Source organism: Pseudanabaena sp. FACHB-2040 (assembly GCF_014696715.1).
In the GTDB taxonomy this organism is placed as follows: Bacteria; Cyanobacteriota; Cyanobacteriia; order Phormidesmidales; family Phormidesmidaceae; genus JACVSF01.
The window spans coordinates 208,925-224,331 of the sequence record NZ_JACJQO010000002.1; the positions used below are offsets into that span (position 1 = coordinate 208,925).

Annotated in this window: 18 protein-coding genes; 9 read left to right on the top strand and 9 right to left on the bottom strand. The window is 53.2% G+C overall.

Annotation, left to right across the window (positions count from 1 at the left end; all coding sequences use genetic code 11):
* Nucleotides 1-11: 11 nt before the first annotated feature.
* A complete protein-coding gene (locus tag H6G13_RS02760) occupies nucleotides 12-770 on the bottom strand; it encodes an EcsC family protein (RefSeq protein ID WP_190481633.1) in 759 nt (252 codons plus the stop codon).
* A gap of 292 nt (nucleotides 771-1,062) precedes the next feature.
* Here H6G13_RS02760 and H6G13_RS02765 point away from each other — a divergent pair, with 292 nt between their 5' ends.
* The 4 genes from H6G13_RS02765 to H6G13_RS02780 all read left to right on the top strand — a co-directional run bounded on the left by H6G13_RS02765 (nucleotide 1,063) and on the right by H6G13_RS02780 (nucleotide 4,068).
* Nucleotides 1,063-2,388: a PhoH family protein gene (locus tag H6G13_RS02765; RefSeq protein WP_190481634.1), complete on the top strand. Its 1,326-nt coding sequence runs from the start codon at nucleotides 1,063-1,065 to the stop codon at nucleotides 2,386-2,388.
* 76 nt (nucleotides 2,389-2,464) lie between these two features.
* Nucleotides 2,465-2,836, top strand: coding sequence for a cupin domain-containing protein (locus H6G13_RS02770; RefSeq protein ID WP_190481635.1), 372 nt, complete (start codon nucleotides 2,465-2,467; stop codon nucleotides 2,834-2,836).
* A 73-nt stretch (nucleotides 2,837-2,909) separates the two neighbouring features.
* Complete coding sequence (gene grxC, locus H6G13_RS02775; RefSeq protein WP_190481636.1) at nucleotides 2,910-3,239, top strand: glutaredoxin 3; 330 nt, start codon at nucleotides 2,910-2,912, stop codon at nucleotides 3,237-3,239.
* Between the two features lie 397 nt (nucleotides 3,240-3,636).
* A complete protein-coding gene (locus tag H6G13_RS02780; RefSeq protein ID WP_190481637.1) occupies nucleotides 3,637-4,068 on the top strand; it encodes a pentapeptide repeat-containing protein in 432 nt (143 codons plus the stop codon).
* Between the two features lie 59 nt (nucleotides 4,069-4,127).
* On the opposite strand, the gene rbsK is transcribed toward H6G13_RS02780, so the two are convergent.
* Nucleotides 4,128-5,051 carry a ribokinase gene (gene rbsK, locus H6G13_RS02785; protein ID WP_190481638.1) on the bottom strand — a complete coding sequence of 308 codons (924 nt, stop codon included), beginning with the start codon at nucleotides 5,049-5,051 and terminating at the stop codon, nucleotides 4,128-4,130.
* Nucleotides 5,052-5,152: 101 nt separating this feature from the next.
* On the bottom strand, nucleotides 5,153-5,404 hold the full coding sequence (locus H6G13_RS02790) for a hypothetical protein (RefSeq protein ID WP_190481639.1): 252 nt from the start codon (nucleotides 5,402-5,404) through the stop codon (nucleotides 5,153-5,155).
* A gap of 164 nt (nucleotides 5,405-5,568) precedes the next feature.
* Here H6G13_RS02790 and H6G13_RS02795 point away from each other — a divergent pair, with 164 nt between their 5' ends.
* The 3 genes from H6G13_RS02795 to H6G13_RS02805 all read left to right on the top strand — a co-directional run bounded on the left by H6G13_RS02795 (nucleotide 5,569) and on the right by H6G13_RS02805 (nucleotide 8,503).
* Nucleotides 5,569-6,915 carry a nucleoside transporter C-terminal domain-containing protein gene (locus H6G13_RS02795; RefSeq protein WP_190481640.1) on the top strand — a complete coding sequence of 449 codons (1,347 nt, stop codon included), beginning with the start codon at nucleotides 5,569-5,571 and terminating at the stop codon, nucleotides 6,913-6,915.
* Nucleotides 6,916-7,081: 166 nt separating this feature from the next.
* Nucleotides 7,082-8,272 carry a 1-deoxy-D-xylulose-5-phosphate reductoisomerase gene (gene dxr / locus H6G13_RS02800; RefSeq protein WP_190481641.1) on the top strand — a complete coding sequence of 397 codons (1,191 nt, stop codon included), beginning with the start codon at nucleotides 7,082-7,084 and terminating at the stop codon, nucleotides 8,270-8,272.
* Nucleotides 8,273-8,281: 9 nt separating this feature from the next.
* Nucleotides 8,282-8,503, top strand: coding sequence for a hypothetical protein (locus tag H6G13_RS02805; protein ID WP_190481642.1), 222 nt, complete (start codon nucleotides 8,282-8,284; stop codon nucleotides 8,501-8,503).
* A 109-nt stretch (nucleotides 8,504-8,612) separates the two neighbouring features.
* Here H6G13_RS02805 and H6G13_RS02810 read toward each other — a convergent pair whose 3' ends face one another.
* From H6G13_RS02810 to H6G13_RS02825, 4 genes are all read right to left on the bottom strand, one after another.
* Nucleotides 8,613-9,395: a PLD nuclease N-terminal domain-containing protein gene (locus H6G13_RS02810; protein ID WP_242028086.1), complete on the bottom strand. Its 783-nt coding sequence runs from the start codon at nucleotides 9,393-9,395 to the stop codon at nucleotides 8,613-8,615.
* Nucleotides 9,396-9,791: 396 nt separating this feature from the next.
* Nucleotides 9,792-10,334, bottom strand: a complete 543-nt coding sequence (locus tag H6G13_RS02815; protein WP_190481643.1) for a transposase — start codon at nucleotides 10,332-10,334, stop codon at nucleotides 9,792-9,794.
* Nucleotides 10,335-10,476: 142 nt separating this feature from the next.
* Nucleotides 10,477-10,713 carry a helix-turn-helix transcriptional regulator gene (locus H6G13_RS02820; RefSeq protein WP_190481690.1) on the bottom strand — a complete coding sequence of 79 codons (237 nt, stop codon included), beginning with the start codon at nucleotides 10,711-10,713 and terminating at the stop codon, nucleotides 10,477-10,479.
* Between the two features lie 60 nt (nucleotides 10,714-10,773).
* Entirely contained in the window at nucleotides 10,774-11,025 is a 252-nt protein-coding gene (locus H6G13_RS02825; RefSeq protein WP_190481644.1) for a helix-turn-helix transcriptional regulator, read from the bottom strand.
* A gap of 112 nt (nucleotides 11,026-11,137) precedes the next feature.
* Between H6G13_RS02825 and H6G13_RS02830 the strand changes: the two genes are divergently transcribed.
* On the top strand, nucleotides 11,138-11,401 hold the full coding sequence (locus H6G13_RS02830) for a hypothetical protein (protein ID WP_190481645.1): 264 nt from the start codon (nucleotides 11,138-11,140) through the stop codon (nucleotides 11,399-11,401).
* 96 nt (nucleotides 11,402-11,497) lie between these two features.
* Nucleotides 11,498-12,064 carry a hypothetical protein gene (locus H6G13_RS02835; RefSeq protein ID WP_190481646.1) on the top strand — a complete coding sequence of 189 codons (567 nt, stop codon included), beginning with the start codon at nucleotides 11,498-11,500 and terminating at the stop codon, nucleotides 12,062-12,064.
* Between the two features lie 36 nt (nucleotides 12,065-12,100).
* On the opposite strand, the gene H6G13_RS02840 is transcribed toward H6G13_RS02835, so the two are convergent.
* Together H6G13_RS02840 and H6G13_RS02845 are read right to left on the bottom strand one after the other, a co-directional pair.
* A complete protein-coding gene (locus tag H6G13_RS02840) occupies nucleotides 12,101-13,891 on the bottom strand; it encodes an ABC transporter ATP-binding protein (RefSeq protein WP_190481647.1) in 1,791 nt (596 codons plus the stop codon).
* A gap of 118 nt (nucleotides 13,892-14,009) precedes the next feature.
* Nucleotides 14,010-14,849: an SGNH/GDSL hydrolase family protein gene (locus H6G13_RS02845; protein ID WP_190481648.1), complete on the bottom strand. Its 840-nt coding sequence runs from the start codon at nucleotides 14,847-14,849 to the stop codon at nucleotides 14,010-14,012.
* Between the last annotated feature and the right edge of the window lie 558 nt (nucleotides 14,850-15,407).

A 15,407-nucleotide genomic window follows, 5' to 3' on the forward strand; every position in this document is an offset into this window, starting at 1 on the left:
AGAGCGCGCGGCTAGTCGATTTCAATTTTGCTAGGCACCTCTTCCCGCACCACGTAGACCGGGACAGTGCGCTTATTTTCGTAGAATTGGCAGGCCAGATATCCCACACCGTAGAGCAGGGCTGCATCGGCTGTAACGCCAATCGCTGCACCTATTCCAGGCAGTAGCTCCACCAGGTTTAGGCCGCTTTTCAAGACACCAGAACCACCTGAGGAAAGCCCCCAAATAGCCAATACCTCACCCCGCCGGGCCGGTTCCTTAGGCGAGAAGCCATAGATAGCGGCAATGCGGTAGATCATCTTAGCCTGCAAAGCAGCGACTGCCCCTGCATCTAGCGCTGCCGTAGCAAAGGCCAAAGGCGGAATAAAGTTCGTAATTAGGCCCACCTGAGCAGCATTCCAGGCCGACTCAGTCATCACTCGTTGAGCCAGCTCAGCAGGGCTCTCGCTAGGGTGCTGCTGCTTGAGGGCCTCAACTTCTACCAGCACATTATCCACATCTACCTGGCCTAGAGCCGCCATGAGCCAGCTCATGCCAGGAATTTTGGTGGCATATTTCACAGCCGGGTTTTCGGCAATTGGGGTTACTAGTCTGCCGATGGTATCGGTTCCCTGCTCCACCGTACTGTGAATGGCCGGACCAACGGTCGTTTCTACGGTTCTGGAGACCTCCTTAACAGCCTTGGAAAAGGTGCGGGACGTATCCCAAACTAAGGCCAGGGTTCCTTCAATTAAATCCGTGACGAAGGCGTCTTGATGTGAAGTAGTCATAGGGCGGCCTCGCTAGAAAATGACGAACAAGCTCTATCTCAACTCTAGAGGGCGAACTCAAAACCGGCGTCTACTTTCGGTTATAGAGATCGGCTTTAGCCGTAGAAAAAATGCAGTGACCTGCGGGACACAGCCGCAGGATTTTAGGCCAGAGCAGGATTTTCAGTAGATTTGACGTACTCTAGAGATCTCTCTAAAACGTCCCGTTTTGGCCTGAGCCCTTTGAGCTAAGCGCATCTGAAGGGTTTTTGTTTGTTTCTTCGCTCTAGCCTGCTGGGAGTTATCCTGCTGTATGAAAAAAGCGTTTGTTCTTGATACCAACGTATTGCTTCATGATCCAACAGCGATGCTGAGGTTTGAGGACAATGACGTAGTTCTCCCAATTACGATTATTGAAGAACTCGATCGCTTTAAAAAGCAAACTGAGGCAACGGGCCGCAATGCCCGCCACGTTTCGCGTCGCTTGGACGAACTGCGGCAGCGGGGTTCGCTCACCCAAGGCATTCCTCTAGATAACGGTGGCACGCTGCGGGTTGCCCTTTGCCACCGAGATACGCTGCTGCAGCTGCCCGCCGAGCTAGAAGGCGACCAGGGTGACAACGCCATTTTGGCTGTGGCGATGGAGCTAAAGCACAACTCTAGTTTTCCGGTCGTGCTCATCAGCAAAGACACCAATCTGCGGATTAAGGCAGATGCAGTGGGGCTGGTGGCCGAAGACTATGAAACCGACAAGATCGACATCGACGATCTCTATACGGGCACCGCTGAGGTTTTGGTACCCGCTGCCACCATTGCTCAGCTTTTCAAGGGCGACCCGGTGGTGCTAGACGTGCCGCTGTATCCCAACCAGGCCATTACCCTGATAGATGAGGCCAACCCGGCCCACACGGCGCTAGCCTTTGTCGAAGGTGAAACCGGCAAGGTAGTGCCCCTTGGCAAGCTCTCTCATGTTGGGGCATCTCGCATTTACCCGCACAACCGGGAGCAGCGCTTTGCCTTTGAGCTGCTGCTGCGAGACTCGATTTCTCTAGTGACGCTGGTGGGCAAGGCGGGAACAGGAAAAACGCTGATTGCGATCGCAGCCGCCGTACAAAAAGTTGCCGACGAACGGCTCTACTCCCGCCTGCTAATTGCCCGGCCGATTGTGCCAATGGGCCGCGATCTGGGATATCTGCCGGGAGACTTGATGGAAAAGCTCAACCCCTGGATGCAGCCCCTGTACGACAACTTTGACCTGATCTTCAACACCCAAGACTCCCGAGGCAAGCCCGAGCACTGGCGACGCGGCCATGAGGAAATGCAAGACCAGGGTCTACTGCAAATTGAGCCCTTAACCTACATTCGAGGCCGCACTATCCCCAAGCAGTTTTTGATTGTAGATGAAGCGCAAAACCTGACGCCCCACGAAGTCAAAACTATTCTCACGCGGGCAGGCGAGGGCACCAAAATCGTACTGACTGGCGACCCAGACCAGATCGACAACCCCTACGTCGATGCAGCCAGCAACGGCCTAACCTATGTCGTCGAGCGCTTTAAGGGAGAAGCCATTGCCGGACACATTACCCTCTACAAAGGAGAGCGCTCTGAGTTGGCTGAGCGGTCAGCCAGCTTACTCTAAAGGCTGCTTTAGAAGCGACAGCGTAACGATGGTTTAGAGGCATAATCGTCAGGAAATCTACTCACTTCTGTACCTAATGCTCATTCGTAAACTGCTAGACTGCCCCGAATTTATTGCAGGCGATGGTACTCAACTGAGGGAGCTACTGCATCCTGACAAGCAGTCCCTCCAGCTGCGCTATAGCTTGGCCCACGCCATTGTCCCTGTAGGGCAAGTCTCTACCCCTCACGCCCTAAAAACCTCAGAGGTGTATTACATTCTCCAAGGCCAGGGAGAGATGCACATTGATGATGAAACCCAAACAGTCGAGCCGGGAGATGCCATTTATATTCCACCCGATGCTCGGCAGTTTATTCGCAACACCGGCCAGGAACCGCTGGTTTTTATTTGTTTAGTTGATCCAGCCTGGCGCAAAGAAGACGAAACAGTCTTTGATGCCGAGGGTTAGCACCCTATCAGAGGGAAAGTTCACAGTATTCTGAAGAAATAGACCTTTCCCTCTGACGCTTTTTCAGACTGCTATGATTCCTTTGCTTGACCGTTTTTTAGACCGCTCCTCAGACCAGGTTAAGGCTCACGTTGAGATCTACACCTGGCAGACCTGCCCTTACTGCATTCGGGCTAAGCTGCTGCTCTGGTGGAAGGGCGTTCGCTTCATTGAATACAAAATCGACGGCAATGGTGGAGCTAGAGTCCGAATGGCAGCCAGAGCCAGCGGGCGGAAAACCGTACCGCAGATCTTTATCAACGACCATCACATTGGCGGTTGTGACGACCTCTATGGACTTGATCGGGTTGGACGGCTAGATCCGCTCTTAGCTCAAACGCCTGAGCCTGCGGTCGAGGGCTGAGACAACAGTGGGTAAGCCTTGCAGGCTACAAGGGTGGGCGTTGTCCACCCTTTGCTGCATCTGATTGCAAGATCTATCTAATGAGGGAAAGCAGGTTTACGCCTCTAGCAGGGTGCCTGTATTGTTTGGTTGCGGTACGGTTATAACTAACAGACAGAGCCCAGTGAATGTGCCAAGATCAAACTAAGTTAGAAGGGATTCTAACTCGCGTCAAGACCCCTTAGGAAGCGCCTTAGTTCTTAACAGTAATAGCTTAGTACTCAAAAGTTTTCTAAAGACCCGTCTTCGCGATTGCCTTGGCTAAAGATCATACTACAGTCGAGATTCCATCAGGAGCTAGTTACTAGTTAAAGAGCATCACTGCTATCTGGATGTTGTAATGCTAAAGGGGGAACCCATGAAACTTTTTGCTTTATCCACTCTATCGCTGGCGCTTCCCCTCTTGTTGGCCGGCCCAGGGCAGGCAGAAAATCCTGCTCACGTGCAGCAGTTGTTAGAGACTAACCTTTGCTATGCCTGTGACCTGTCTGGTGCAGACTTGAGCCAGGCCCACCTGATTGGAGCCGATTTGAGGCTGGCAAACTTAGAGGGAGCCAACCTAACAGAAACCAATCTAGAAGGGGCTGACCTGACCGGAGCAAACTTAGAGGGAGCTGTCTTAAACAACGCTTTCTTGACCAACGCAATTCTAGAAAACGCCAACTTGGATGAGGCTGACCTGTCTCAAGCCGACATCTTTCATGCAGTCGTAACAGGTGCTTCGTTTGAAGGAACAGATCTGACTCAGGCTCAGATTGTGGGCACACCTATCAGCGTTGGTGGAGACTAGAGTCAGCTTTGGCTATCCGTTGCCTCTTAGGAGCCATTCCTTAGTAGCTCGCTTAGAAACTAGCCTATGTGAGCCGCTAAGAGCGCTTCTACGGCCTGCCGTGTCGGCAAAGAAGGCTGAGCCCCAGCTTGCGAGACTGACAGAGCCGCTGTCGCTGTTGCAAACCGAGCTGCTTCTAGCAATGACACTCCCTCTGAAAGAGCAACAGCCAGCCCCCCATTAAAAGCATCTCCAGCGGCAACGGTATCGACCACTGGCACCTCAAAAGCAGGAACCGGAAAGGCAGCATCGGCAGCTTCTACCCAAACGCCCTCAGCTCCTAGCTTGATCACAATTGCTCTAGCGCCTCGCTGCCGCAGCACCTTAGCGGCAGCAGCGGCGCTTTTTTGATCGGCTACCGGAAAGCCTACCAACTGTTCAGCTTCCACCTGATTAGGCGTGAGCCAGTCGACCAGGCCATAAAACGCTTCTGGCAAATCATTGCGAACCGGGGCCGGATCAACTATCACAGTGACGCCCTGCTGCTGCGCTGTCGCTGCTGCCGCCATCACTTCAGGCAGCGGCACCTCAAACTGCAGCAGCAAAGTATCATCAGGAGCCAACCTCGCTGACAACCGCTCAACATCACTACGAGCAACCCGGCCATTGGCTCCCGGAATCACAATAATGTGGTTGCGGCCTGAGGTATCAACTGCGATCGCAGCCACCCCAGAACTTACCCCCGCCTCTATCTGCACATCCCCCGTCTCAATTCCCTCTACCTGCAGCGATTGAATTAGGGCCTGACCAAAAGCATCATTCCCCACCCGGCCCACCATCCGCACCGCTGCCCCTAACCGCGCCGCCGCCACCGCCTGATTTGCACCCTTGCCTCCCGGCACCGTTGTAAATTCAGTCCCCAAAATCGTCTCTCCCGGCACCGGCAAACGCGGCGTCTGGCAGACAAGATCCATGTTGAGACTGCCGAAGATGTGAAGGGTCATAGCAAGGAGCAGAAGGGCAGGGGAGCAAAGAGGAGAGAAGCAGAGGAGCAGGAGGGTAAAGCAACAGCGACAGAATCTTCTTCCCGCGTCGCCCCTGCCTCCTATTCTTCCTCCGCTTGCCCCAAATTCGTTACCGGCCGATCGCTGCTCCAGGCCCACCAAACGGTGCTGCACTCACAGTGGTAAAACTCTTGCCACTTGCGCCGGTGGTTTTCGGTGTAGACCGGGGAGCGACGGTTAATCCAAACCGACTGGGCCTTGCTGGTTTCCGCGCCGCAGCGAGGACAACAGAACTGAGTGGTATGAACTGCAGATTCAGTCCAATTGGGCGGAATGGGGGAAAAGGCATCCATAGAGCAGGGGATTACCGGGGTTTATCCCATTATGAGGCAGGTCAACTGGGAGTATCGAAGTTTTAAGCGAAACCGAATTTAATCGCTGACTTGGGTATCTTTGAGGTCATTCAAGGTATGACTTAAGGCAAACTGGGTGAGGGTCTGAGGAGGACTAGTACCTTATGCTGCTCCGATTGATTTCGCTACTGGGTCTTGCGGGGCTGTGTGCCATTGCCTGGTTGGGGTCAGAAAACCGCCGACAAGTGCCCTGGAAAATTGTTACCTGGGGAATTGGTATTCAGCTGGTTTTAGGCGTTTTTATTTTTCTTTTCCCGGTGACGCGAGATGCCGTGGTCTGGCTCAGCGGCCTATTAAATGGGCTGATTGATGCTGCCGATGCCGGTTCCCGGTTTCTGTTTGGGCCAATTCTGGTGCCCGAGACGGGAACTACGGGCCCTGCCGGGGCCGGACGCTGGTTATCGCGAGCGCTGACACCCCCATTTGTGCCGGTTCCCGGTGACCGGATTGGGGGCGATAACCTGTCGATGGGCTACATCCTGGCATTTCGGGCACTGCCTCAGGTAATTTTCTTTTCGGCTATTTTTTCGCTGCTTTACAGCCTCAATGTTGTTCAGCCAGTGGTGCAGTTCTTTGCCCGGTTTTTTCGCTGGGCTATGAATATCAGTGGCGCTGAAGCGCTGGCAGGGGCGGCCAATATCTTTGTTGGGATCGAATCTGCGATCGCAATCAAGCCCTTTCTCCTAAGAATGACCCGCAGCGAGCTCTGCGCTGTTTTAGCCTCCTGTTTTGGCTCTATCGCCTCAACTGTGTTGGGGCTCTACGCAGGCTATTTGCGAGGCGTTTTCCCTACCATTTCTGGGCATCTAATGGCCGCTTCGGTGCTGACCATTCCGGCCGCTTTTGTCATGTCCAAGCTGCTGGTGCCTGAGACCGAAAAGCCCGAAACTTTGGGCGGAGTGCCCGAAATGACAATGGAAGAATCTGACCAGCAAAGCCCTATGGATGCCCTGATTCTGGGGGCTTTAGACGGGGTCAAGATGGCTGTCGGCATTGCTGCTGCCCTAATCGCCATTTTGGGCCTGCTAGAGCTGCTGCAGATGATCCCCTTCGTCAACTTCGATGTGATTACCGGGGCCCTGTTTTTGCCGCTGACCTTCTTAACCGGGGTATCTCTAGACTGGAACGAGCTGTGGGCTTCATCAGTGCTGATCGGTCAGCGGCTCCTCAAAACCGCGATTCCGCCCTATATCGGCCTAGCAGATTTATCAGCAGAAGGGGTCATTAGCGACCGAGCAATGGTGATTGTCAGCTATGTGCTCTGTGGCTTTGCCCACATTCCCTCAGTCGGCATATTTGTCGGTGGTTTGTCTGGTCTGGTGCCCTCTCGTCGTAAAGACATCGCCAGCGTCGTCTGGAAAGCGCTTTGGGCGGGTACTCTGGCAACTCTCATGACAGGCTGTATTGCGGGAATCTACTTCTATGAGGGCACAGCGGTGCTGGGCAGGTAGAAGGCAGAAGGGAGTTCTGCCAAGGGTTTAGTCTGCGTCCAAACTAAGTTCAACCTGCGGTCTCTCTTCTACCTCTGCTTTCTGCCTTTCCTAAATCCACCATCCATAAAGTCTGCTGCCGTGAGATTCTATTAGGTGTCGATCCCTAATTAATTCTGAGGTTCCCGTGAAAGCGATCACCCTGCTTGGCTCCACCGGCTCCATTGGCACCCAGACGCTGGATATTGTGCAGCAGCACCCCGACAAATTTCGGCTGGTGGGTATTGCTGCCGGGAATAATGTGGAGCTGCTGGCTCAGCAGGTGCGCCAGTTTCGGCCTGAGATCGTGGCGATCTGCAATGAGGCCAAAATAGGGGAGCTGCGGGATGCGATCGCAGATCTCGATCCCCAACCGATCATCCTGGCTGGCGATGATGGGATAGTGGAAGTCGCCCGTTATGGCGATGCTGAAGCAGTCGTCACCGGAATTGTGGGCTGTGCTGGGCTATTGCCGACCTTAGCCGCCATCGAAGCAGGCAGAGACATCGCGCTAGCCAACAAAGAGACCCTAATTGCTGGGGGGCCAGTGGTGCTGCCCCTAGTCGAAAAACACGGCGTCAAGCTACTGCCTGCAGACTCTGAGCACTCAGCCATTTTTCAGTGCCTTCAAGGCGTGCCGGAGGGAGGGCTGCGACGGATTTTGCTGACGGCCTCGGGCGGGGCGTTTCGAGACTGGCCGGTGGAAGATTTACCCAAGGTAAAGGTGTCCGACGCCCTCAAGCACCCCAACTGGTCAATGGGCCGCAAAATCACGGTTGATTCGGCCACGCTGATGAATAAGGGACTGGAGGTGATCGAAGCCCACTATCTTTTTGGCCTCGACTACGACCACATTGATATCGTCATCCATCCCCAAAGCATTATTCACTCGCTGATTGAGCTGCAAGATACCTCCATGCTGGCTCAGCTGGGCTGGCCCGACATGCGTCTCCCCCTGCTCTATGCCCTTTCTTGGCCAGAGCGCATTTACACCGATTGGGAACCGCTGGATCTGGTCAAGGCAGGCGATCTAACCTTCCGTGAACCCAATCACGACAAGTACCCCTGCATGGATCTGGCCTACGCAGCCGGGAGAGCCGGGGGCACCATGACAGCGGTGCTCAATGCAGCCAACGAGCAAGCCGTTTCCCTCTTCCTAGACGAGCGGGTGGGCTATCTAGATATTGCTCAGCTGATTGAGCGGGTGTGCGATCGTCACCAAACTGAGCTAATCGCCAGCCCCTCGCTAGACGACATTCTCACAGTTGATCGGTGGGCCAGGGCTGAGGTGCTCAGAGCTAACGAAACCCTCCATCAAACCACTGTGTCGTTGCGGTAGGGGAATGCTGTGGAAATTATTCTAGTTCTGGGCGCGCTGATTGTTGTTGCCTTAGTAGTGGGGTGGCTATTCAAAGTTGTCGGCTCCACCTTACGAGCGCTGCTCTTTATTGGGTTTGTGCTCTTGGTACTGTGGGTCGTTTTTGGGATTGGCCCGGCTGCCATTTGGCAACAAATTCAGCAGCTGATTCCGGGGGGTGCCCCTTCTTCCTCACCACCACCTATTCGGTAAAAAATCACAGCTCCTACACAAACACAATTCATCAGAAAACCTGGGCACCGGGCACAATTCCTTGTGCTTAGAACCCAGGCTACTTGTAGGAGGCTTTAAAGAATTTGCCTTATGCGGCTGCTTTGTTACCCATGCGCTTGAGCAACTTCTCCCCCTGGTTAACGAAGCGCCGGTTCTTGCGGTATTGAAAGGGGGTAGAGCTTTTGATTTTGACAATCATGGTTTCTAGCGTGTCACGGGCTTCGGCTATCTGTCCCTGCTGCTGTTGAATTTGCGCTAAGAGCAGATGTCCTTGAGGGTGGCTCCACTGCTTGAGGTGGGTCTGTAGGTGGGCCTTGGCACCATCGAGATCGCCGATTTGAAAGAGCGTTTGTCCGTAGACCATTGAGGCATCGCCATAGGCAAACTCAGGTTGCGATCGCACCAGAGTTTGCAAGTGAACCTTAGCGACCTGTAGCTGTTTGCAATCCATTGCAATGCAAGCCGCTCCCCAAAGCGCTTTGATGTTTTCGGGTTCTTTCTCCAGAGCCTGATCGTATGCGATCGCAGCTTTTTCTCGATTGCCCATCTGATAGTGAATATCGCCCAGCTTAATGTATTGATGGGCTTTACCAATATTCTTAACCTCAGCTTCGGCCTGCCATAGAGCATCGCGCAGTCGCCAGCGATTGGTAAAGTTAGATACCGGCAGAACGTTGGGATGGTTGGGCATCCAGCAAATAACAAAATAGAGGGCTGCACCCAGCACGTTAAGAAACAGAAGAATCCAGACCCAGTTGTGGCTCCCTTGACGACTGTTCTTCAGGCAGTCGTAGAGCATCCAAACCCAGAAAGCGGCCCCCACCAAGCTGAAAGGGCCCAATACGTTAAAAGCCATCGAGAGTAGTGCCATGATCCCGCTAGGTTTGCCCTGCTGCTTGACTTAAGGGAAATCTTCAAGCGTCGGCTCGGAGATTCCTGATGAATCTAAAATTCCCTATACAAGCTGTGATCTAAATCTTTCACCACAATTTAAGGCAGTCTACTGATCCCCTCTCAAGGACTTAAGCAAATGCCGAGACAATCCGCGTAGTAGCGCGTCTAGCTTAAACTATTGTTTTACTCTGAAGCGCCAGAACCCTTATTCCGCAGGGGTTACGCTTCGCTAATCCATCCTACAAAATCCCAACGCTTTAGACTTGCCGCGTTAGTAGGTTGGGTCAAGCACAGCACGACCCAACCCTTAAGCAAATTCCGAGAAAACCTGCGTAGGCTGGGTCAAGCGCAGCGCGACCCAACACCCCTTTAATCATTCCAACCCTACCCCTAAAGGCTCAGCTATCTTAACTTCAGTTCCCCAATCACTTAAATATTTTCCTGCTTCAACATATCGGGAGAAACTCGAGTAAGGCCAAGATTGGGGAGATATAACTAATCCATGTCTGACTGGATTGTAATGAATATAGTCTACATGATTAGCAAAATCTGTCTCATCCCGAATCTGATGCTCCCAAAATCGGCGCTGCCAGACTGCCTGTTCCTCCTTCTTGATACGTGACAGGGTATGGTGCTCTTTATAGCGGTTAGAACAGCGACGGCTAAAGTGGTCTTTGATTAATCGCCATCGAGTGGAAAAGTCTGCTACTCCCTCAGGTAATGTCCAGAGACAATGAATATGATCTGGCAGGATAACAATGGCATCGATTGTGAAGGGATGGCGTTGCTTAACGTGGTGGAATGCCTGCCTTAATAGTTGAACGTTTTCGGCTTCGTGAAAAATACGCTGTCGCTGATAAGTAACGACAGTGAAAAAGTAAGTAGCTCCAGGAGTTTTGGCACGACGGTATTCCATACTGTTGTCTAGCCATTTCGAGTTTAGGGTAGACAAATGGGGTGAAATGGTAACAGAGTTGAGTGAGATTATGGAATTTGGCTTAACTGTGGGGGTGTTGGGTCGCGCCGCGCTTGACCCAACCTACAGGATCTACTTAGATTCACTCTTCTAAATTGAGATTGCCTAAATATAAGCGCTTAAACTCTTCTGCTGCTCTGGAGTTTATTTTGTAGAGCGCTCTAATGATTTCTAGCAATGTCTCAGAACTAGGGTCTCGCATTTCGTTAGCCCATCTGTAAACGTTTGATGCGCCAATACCCATTACAGTCGCTAATTTGCCCTGACTGATCTCATACTCTTCTAAAACAGCTTTTAATACCTTTCCAGCTTTTCCCATGCTTTCATGCACAGCATACCTACGGGGTCTAATCTGCGAGGTCTACTTGGCTTTCGCTTCTCAAGCTTCTTCTTGGCTTTCACCCTTAAGCACGTTCCCTAAATATAGCTGCACAAACTCTTCTGCAGCTTGATAATTCAGGCTCTTCAAAGCTTCTACAATTTCCACCACCGTTTCAGCCGTAGGATCTCGCTTGTCGTGGTACCAGCGAAATACGCTACCGCGCTCAACACCCATCGTAACGGCCAGTTGATTTTGAGTGATGCCGTAAGTCTCTAAAATCTGCTTGAGTGCTTGACTTGCTCTACCCATGCCCCAACTTTGTCAGAGGATCATGAGCACGTAAATGTTGCTTAATGGATCACATCGGGCCAGGACATGGTACTTTGTGATCCATTAAGCAACATCCGAGGACACTACTCCAATGCCCAAAGCCTTCTTAACTTCCGATGCACAGAGCACTTCAGCTTCCGAAATCCAGGATGCCATTACCGCAGTGCCAAAGGCCGAGTCTGGGCGTGAGGAGGTCAAAATTTTAGTCACTGGCACATCTTATGGGGTGGAGCGGGTGGTCCACGAGCTGTACCGCGTTGGCTTTGCCGAAGTTCGCGAATGGAGCAAACCCCAGCCTACGGGCCGAGAAAATCAGGTGATGCGGATTTTGACTCGCTACATTCTGCTGGGGTGAGGCGTTTAGTCACTTAGGGAAGTGTCCCAACTACAGTTCTAGTGACGCGTCTGTTGGGAAATTATGATCTTAACTTTTCCAGTGAGGACACCTGAGTTGAAAAACGTTCGTTGGCTGGTCATGGCTGTGGCGGCTGCTCTAGTAGCCCCTTCCCTTCATGTCGCACCAGCCCAGGCGCAGATGGATGGTAGCTATGTCGGTGTTCCCCTCGATAGCGCCATTGCACCGAGGGCCGGAGCAGGGCTGGTAGACAGCAGTAACCCGGCAGCAACCATTCTTCAAAGCGTGCTGCAGCCTGGGAGCCAACCGGTTCAGGGAGACACTGGGCTGCAGTATCAGGGCCGGATGGATCTGCCCGACTCTAACCTGTCGGTGCGAGGCTCGGTCTACGTTAACGGCGAGTCGAGCGCAGTGCTGCCAACGCTTTCCTACGATATGTCTGTCAGACAGGGCACCAATGTTTATGCAGGAGCGGGCGTGGCGCTGGTCAACGGCAGTACCCCCATTGGCGATCGCAATGGCCTAGTGCTCAATGCTGGAGCTGAAACAGAGGTAGCGTCGGGCTTAGTGCTCTTTGGCGATGCCAAGATGGGCGTTAATACAGACTCGGCTCGGGGTAACTCGCCTATGCGGCTGCAGGTGGGGGTCGGTCGTCGCTGGTAAAGCCAGAATCGCCTTAACTCCGCTAAGGGTAACGGCTTATCCTGCCAAAGTAGCCACCGCAGATCGATTTACCTGCGACTCCAAAATCACCCCATAGAGTGGGCTGGTACGCATTAGCTCCTCATGGGTGCCCTGGGCCATCAGCCGCCCTTTTTCCATCAGCAAAATCCGGTCAGCATTGAGCACAGTACTGATGCGCTGGGCAACGACAAAAGACGTGCAGGTGCGGCGGCGCATCAGATCGTCTAGCGCTGCCTGAATTTGCGAGGCCGTTTGGGCATCTACCGCCGAGGTACTGTCGTCAAGGATGAGAATGCTGTAGTCGGTCAGCAGGGTACGTGCGATCGCAATTCGCTGCTTTTGCCCGCCTGACAGGCCTACCCCTCGCTCGCCCACAATCGTCTCGTAGCCCTCCGGCAGGTCCACAACAAAGTCGTGGATCTGAGCGGCCTTGGCCACTTCGATTACCTCCTCTAGGGCAGCTTCGGGTTTAGCGTAGGCAATGTTGCTGCGAATTGTGCCCGAAAACAACGTGGTTTCTTGAAAGACAATGCCAATGCGCGATCGCAATGTCTCTAGAGTAAAGTCGCGCACATCGCGGCCATCGATCCGCACCGCTCCGGCAGTCGCATCGTAGAACCGGGGAATCAGGTTGGTAATTGTGCTTTTGCCAGAGCCGGTCATGCCCAGAATGGCGATCAGCTCGTTGGGCCGGGTTTCAAACGACACTCCCACCAGCGCTGGAACTGCCGCTCCCGGATAGCGAAAGGAAACGTGCTCGAAGGTAATGCGCCCGCCGCAAGTCTCAAAGGGAACTGCGTTAGGTCGATTGCGAATTTCAATGGCGGCATCGACCACCTCATAGACCCGTTCTGCCGAAGCTGCTGCCTGTGCGATCGCAGGAGCCGCAAAGCCAATCAGCAAGATCGGCTGCAAAATCAGCAGCAGGTACGAGTTAAACGCCACCAGTTCGCCAATGGAAAAGCGTCCGTCGATAACAGAGGCTCCGCCATAGCCAATCACCACCACCGTTACCAGATTGCTCAGCAAAAAGATAAACGGAAAGGTGTTGCGAATCGCCCGCACCGTCTTCAGGTTCGACTCGACAAGAGCATCGTTGAGCCGAGTGTAGCGCCGTGTCTCTGCCTTCTCCCGCACAAACGCCTTAACTGCCCGCACCCCCAGCAGGTTCTCCTGCAAGACCGCATTGAGGTCACTGAGCTGTTCCTGCACCTGCCGAAACAGGGCATTGTTTAGCTGCAAAAACCGCGCCATCAGCCAAGCCGACAACGGCACCACCGTCAGGGTAATCAGCGCCAGTTCCCAGTTCATCAGCAGTAAGATCACCGCAATACTGACCAGCGTGACCACACCGCTGATAACCTGAATCAGGTTGGTGCTGAGAAAGGTGCGAATCTGCTCAATGTCACTGGTGACGCGAGTTAGGAGTTGGGAAGTCTGCGACTGATCATGGTAGCTAAAGCTGAGCGTTTGAATCTTGCTGAAGATCTTGTTGCGCAGGTCATAGACCACGCTTTGCGACAGGGCCTCAGCACAAAAGCTCTGGCCAAAGTTAAACAGCCCCCGAGCAACGGCTGCTGCCACCAAACCCAGCGCCGCATAGAGCACCACCTGTAGATTCCGCTGAGCGATCCCCTGGTCAATTGCCCAGCGAAAGAGTTGGGGCGTAACGGCATAGGCTGCTACCAGCAGTAGAGCGCTGCCCAAAGCCCCCAGAGACAGCCAGGGATAATTTTTCAGGCTGCTCAAAACCCGCTGCAGTGGCTCTCTCGACGGTGTTTCCTGAGACTGGGGAGATTGAACCAAGAGCGTGCTCCTCGACGAACGAAATGAGATGTAGGGGCGACGACTGCGCCTAAAGTTTCTGCAGCCTTGCCAAAACTATAACCGCAATCTCTGCAACCCATGACCTGAGCCAATCCACTCAAGCTGCTTGGTCTTCTACAGCAGCTATCCCCGCCGCCTCAATTGCTTGCCGAGCCGCTTCGCTCATAAACCGATGGGCTGCGGTCGTCGGGTGAATGCCGTCCCAAAATAGAAACTGGTTAGGCTGGCTGCAGATGCCAGCAGTCGAAAGGCAGGCAGTCGTGACATTGGTGAAGCCGTACTGGGTTGAGTTTGCGATCGCTTCTTGATAGAGCGTATTGATATCCAGCAGCACCAGCTGAATTTCGGGCGAGCTCTGGCTCAGCTGTTCCAAGGTCTGGCTTAAATTTTGGTTGTGGGCCGAGGTCAACTGACTAAGCGCTGCCGACTCTGGCCGCAAGCGGGTAGCCGGAAGTTGGCCCAAGTTAGGCAGGTTGCCTACTAAAAACCGCTGAGCTCCAGCTTGGATCAGAGATGCGATCGCAGTCCTTAGATTCTCAACCGGCAGCGCTGTATCGCTTCTTCCCTGAAGGTAGTCATTAGCCCCAGCCCACAGCACATAGAGCGCATCGGCATTGACCGACGGATTGGCCTGAAGAAAAGCCTGAACTTGGGCCAGCAGACCAGGAGCGGCCCGACCAGCATCCAGCCCGGTTGTAGCTCCTCCCCTAGCAGCATTGCTCACCTGTTCTACCGGAACTTCCAAAGCTTCCGCCAGATACTCTACCCACACCCGACCATTAGAAAATCGGCCTTGAAAATAAGGCGGATCTGGCGGATTGTTGCCGTTTGACAAGCGCAAAGACACCCCTACATCCGAAAGACTATCGCCAAACACATATATCTGATTGATTGGCACTTGATTGGTTGGCATTTGACTGATCGGCATTTGAGTCATCAAATTCGGCTGTGATTGAGAGACTACGGCCCAGGCCATAGCTGCTAAACCCACGATAACTAAGAGCACAGCTCGTCGTTTGAGCATCTATTAAGGTTCCCTCTAAAGCGTTTTCCAGTCTTGTGAGATACAGGGTTGAGTTTCACTGTGTTTAACCCAACAACCCTCTCCCCTGTTGGGTCGCGCTGCGCTTGACGCCAACCTACGGGAAAAAAGCAAACCCTTTGAGATCAAACGCTGTTTGAGGAGCTTACAGCCTCCACCTAGTGGGTTAAGTTCCTGTCACTCCCCCCATCAATTAAAAAAAATCCCCCAGCATTTGCTGAGGGACCCTGTCTGACACTAGCTCGACACCTTTTCGGGCTCTTGCTAAAACGCCTTCCTTTGAGCACAAAACCATTCTCTGCCGCTGCTGCAGTATCCTCGTCCCACGGAAGAGAGAAGCCTCTGTAACGAACCTCAGTACGAGCAAAGAATTTACACACAATTCATTTTGAGCAGCAGCAAACATTGTGCTGTTACAGTTTGTTCTTTCCCCAGCCAGACGAGTAACGGGAA

Bases quoted from the DNA above. Each gene is read 5' to 3' on its own strand.
- H6G13_RS02815 (WP_190481643.1), bottom strand. From the start codon at position 10,334: ATGGAATACCGTCGTGCCAAAACTCCTGGAGCTACTTACTTTTTCACT.
- rbsK (WP_190481638.1), bottom strand. From the start codon at position 5,051: ATGACCCTTCACATCTTCGGCAGTCTCAACATGGATCTTGTCTGCCAG.
- H6G13_RS02790 (WP_190481639.1), bottom strand. From the start codon at position 5,404: ATGGATGCCTTTTCCCCCATTCCGCCCAATTGGACTGAATCTGCAGTT.
- H6G13_RS02845 (WP_190481648.1), bottom strand. From the start codon at position 14,849: ATGACTCAAATGCCGATCAGTCAAATGCCAACCAATCAAGTGCCAATC.
- H6G13_RS02820 (WP_190481690.1), bottom strand. From the start codon at position 10,713: ATGGGAAAAGCTGGAAAGGTATTAAAAGCTGTTTTAGAAGAGTATGAG.
- H6G13_RS02780 (WP_190481637.1), top strand. From the start codon at position 3,637: ATGAAACTTTTTGCTTTATCCACTCTATCGCTGGCGCTTCCCCTCTTG.
- H6G13_RS02770 (WP_190481635.1), top strand. From the start codon at position 2,465: ATGCTCATTCGTAAACTGCTAGACTGCCCCGAATTTATTGCAGGCGAT.
- H6G13_RS02760 (WP_190481633.1), bottom strand. From the start codon at position 770: ATGACTACTTCACATCAAGACGCCTTCGTCACGGATTTAATTGAAGGA.
- H6G13_RS02810 (WP_242028086.1), bottom strand. From the start codon at position 9,395: ATGGCACTACTCTCGATGGCTTTTAACGTATTGGGCCCTTTCAGCTTG.
- H6G13_RS02825 (WP_190481644.1), bottom strand. From the start codon at position 11,025: ATGGGTAGAGCAAGTCAAGCACTCAAGCAGATTTTAGAGACTTACGGC.
- H6G13_RS02765 (WP_190481634.1), top strand. From the start codon at position 1,063: ATGAAAAAAGCGTTTGTTCTTGATACCAACGTATTGCTTCATGATCCA.
- grxC (WP_190481636.1), top strand. From the start codon at position 2,910: ATGATTCCTTTGCTTGACCGTTTTTTAGACCGCTCCTCAGACCAGGTT.
- H6G13_RS02830 (WP_190481645.1), top strand. From the start codon at position 11,138: ATGCCCAAAGCCTTCTTAACTTCCGATGCACAGAGCACTTCAGCTTCC.
- H6G13_RS02795 (WP_190481640.1), top strand. From the start codon at position 5,569: ATGCTGCTCCGATTGATTTCGCTACTGGGTCTTGCGGGGCTGTGTGCC.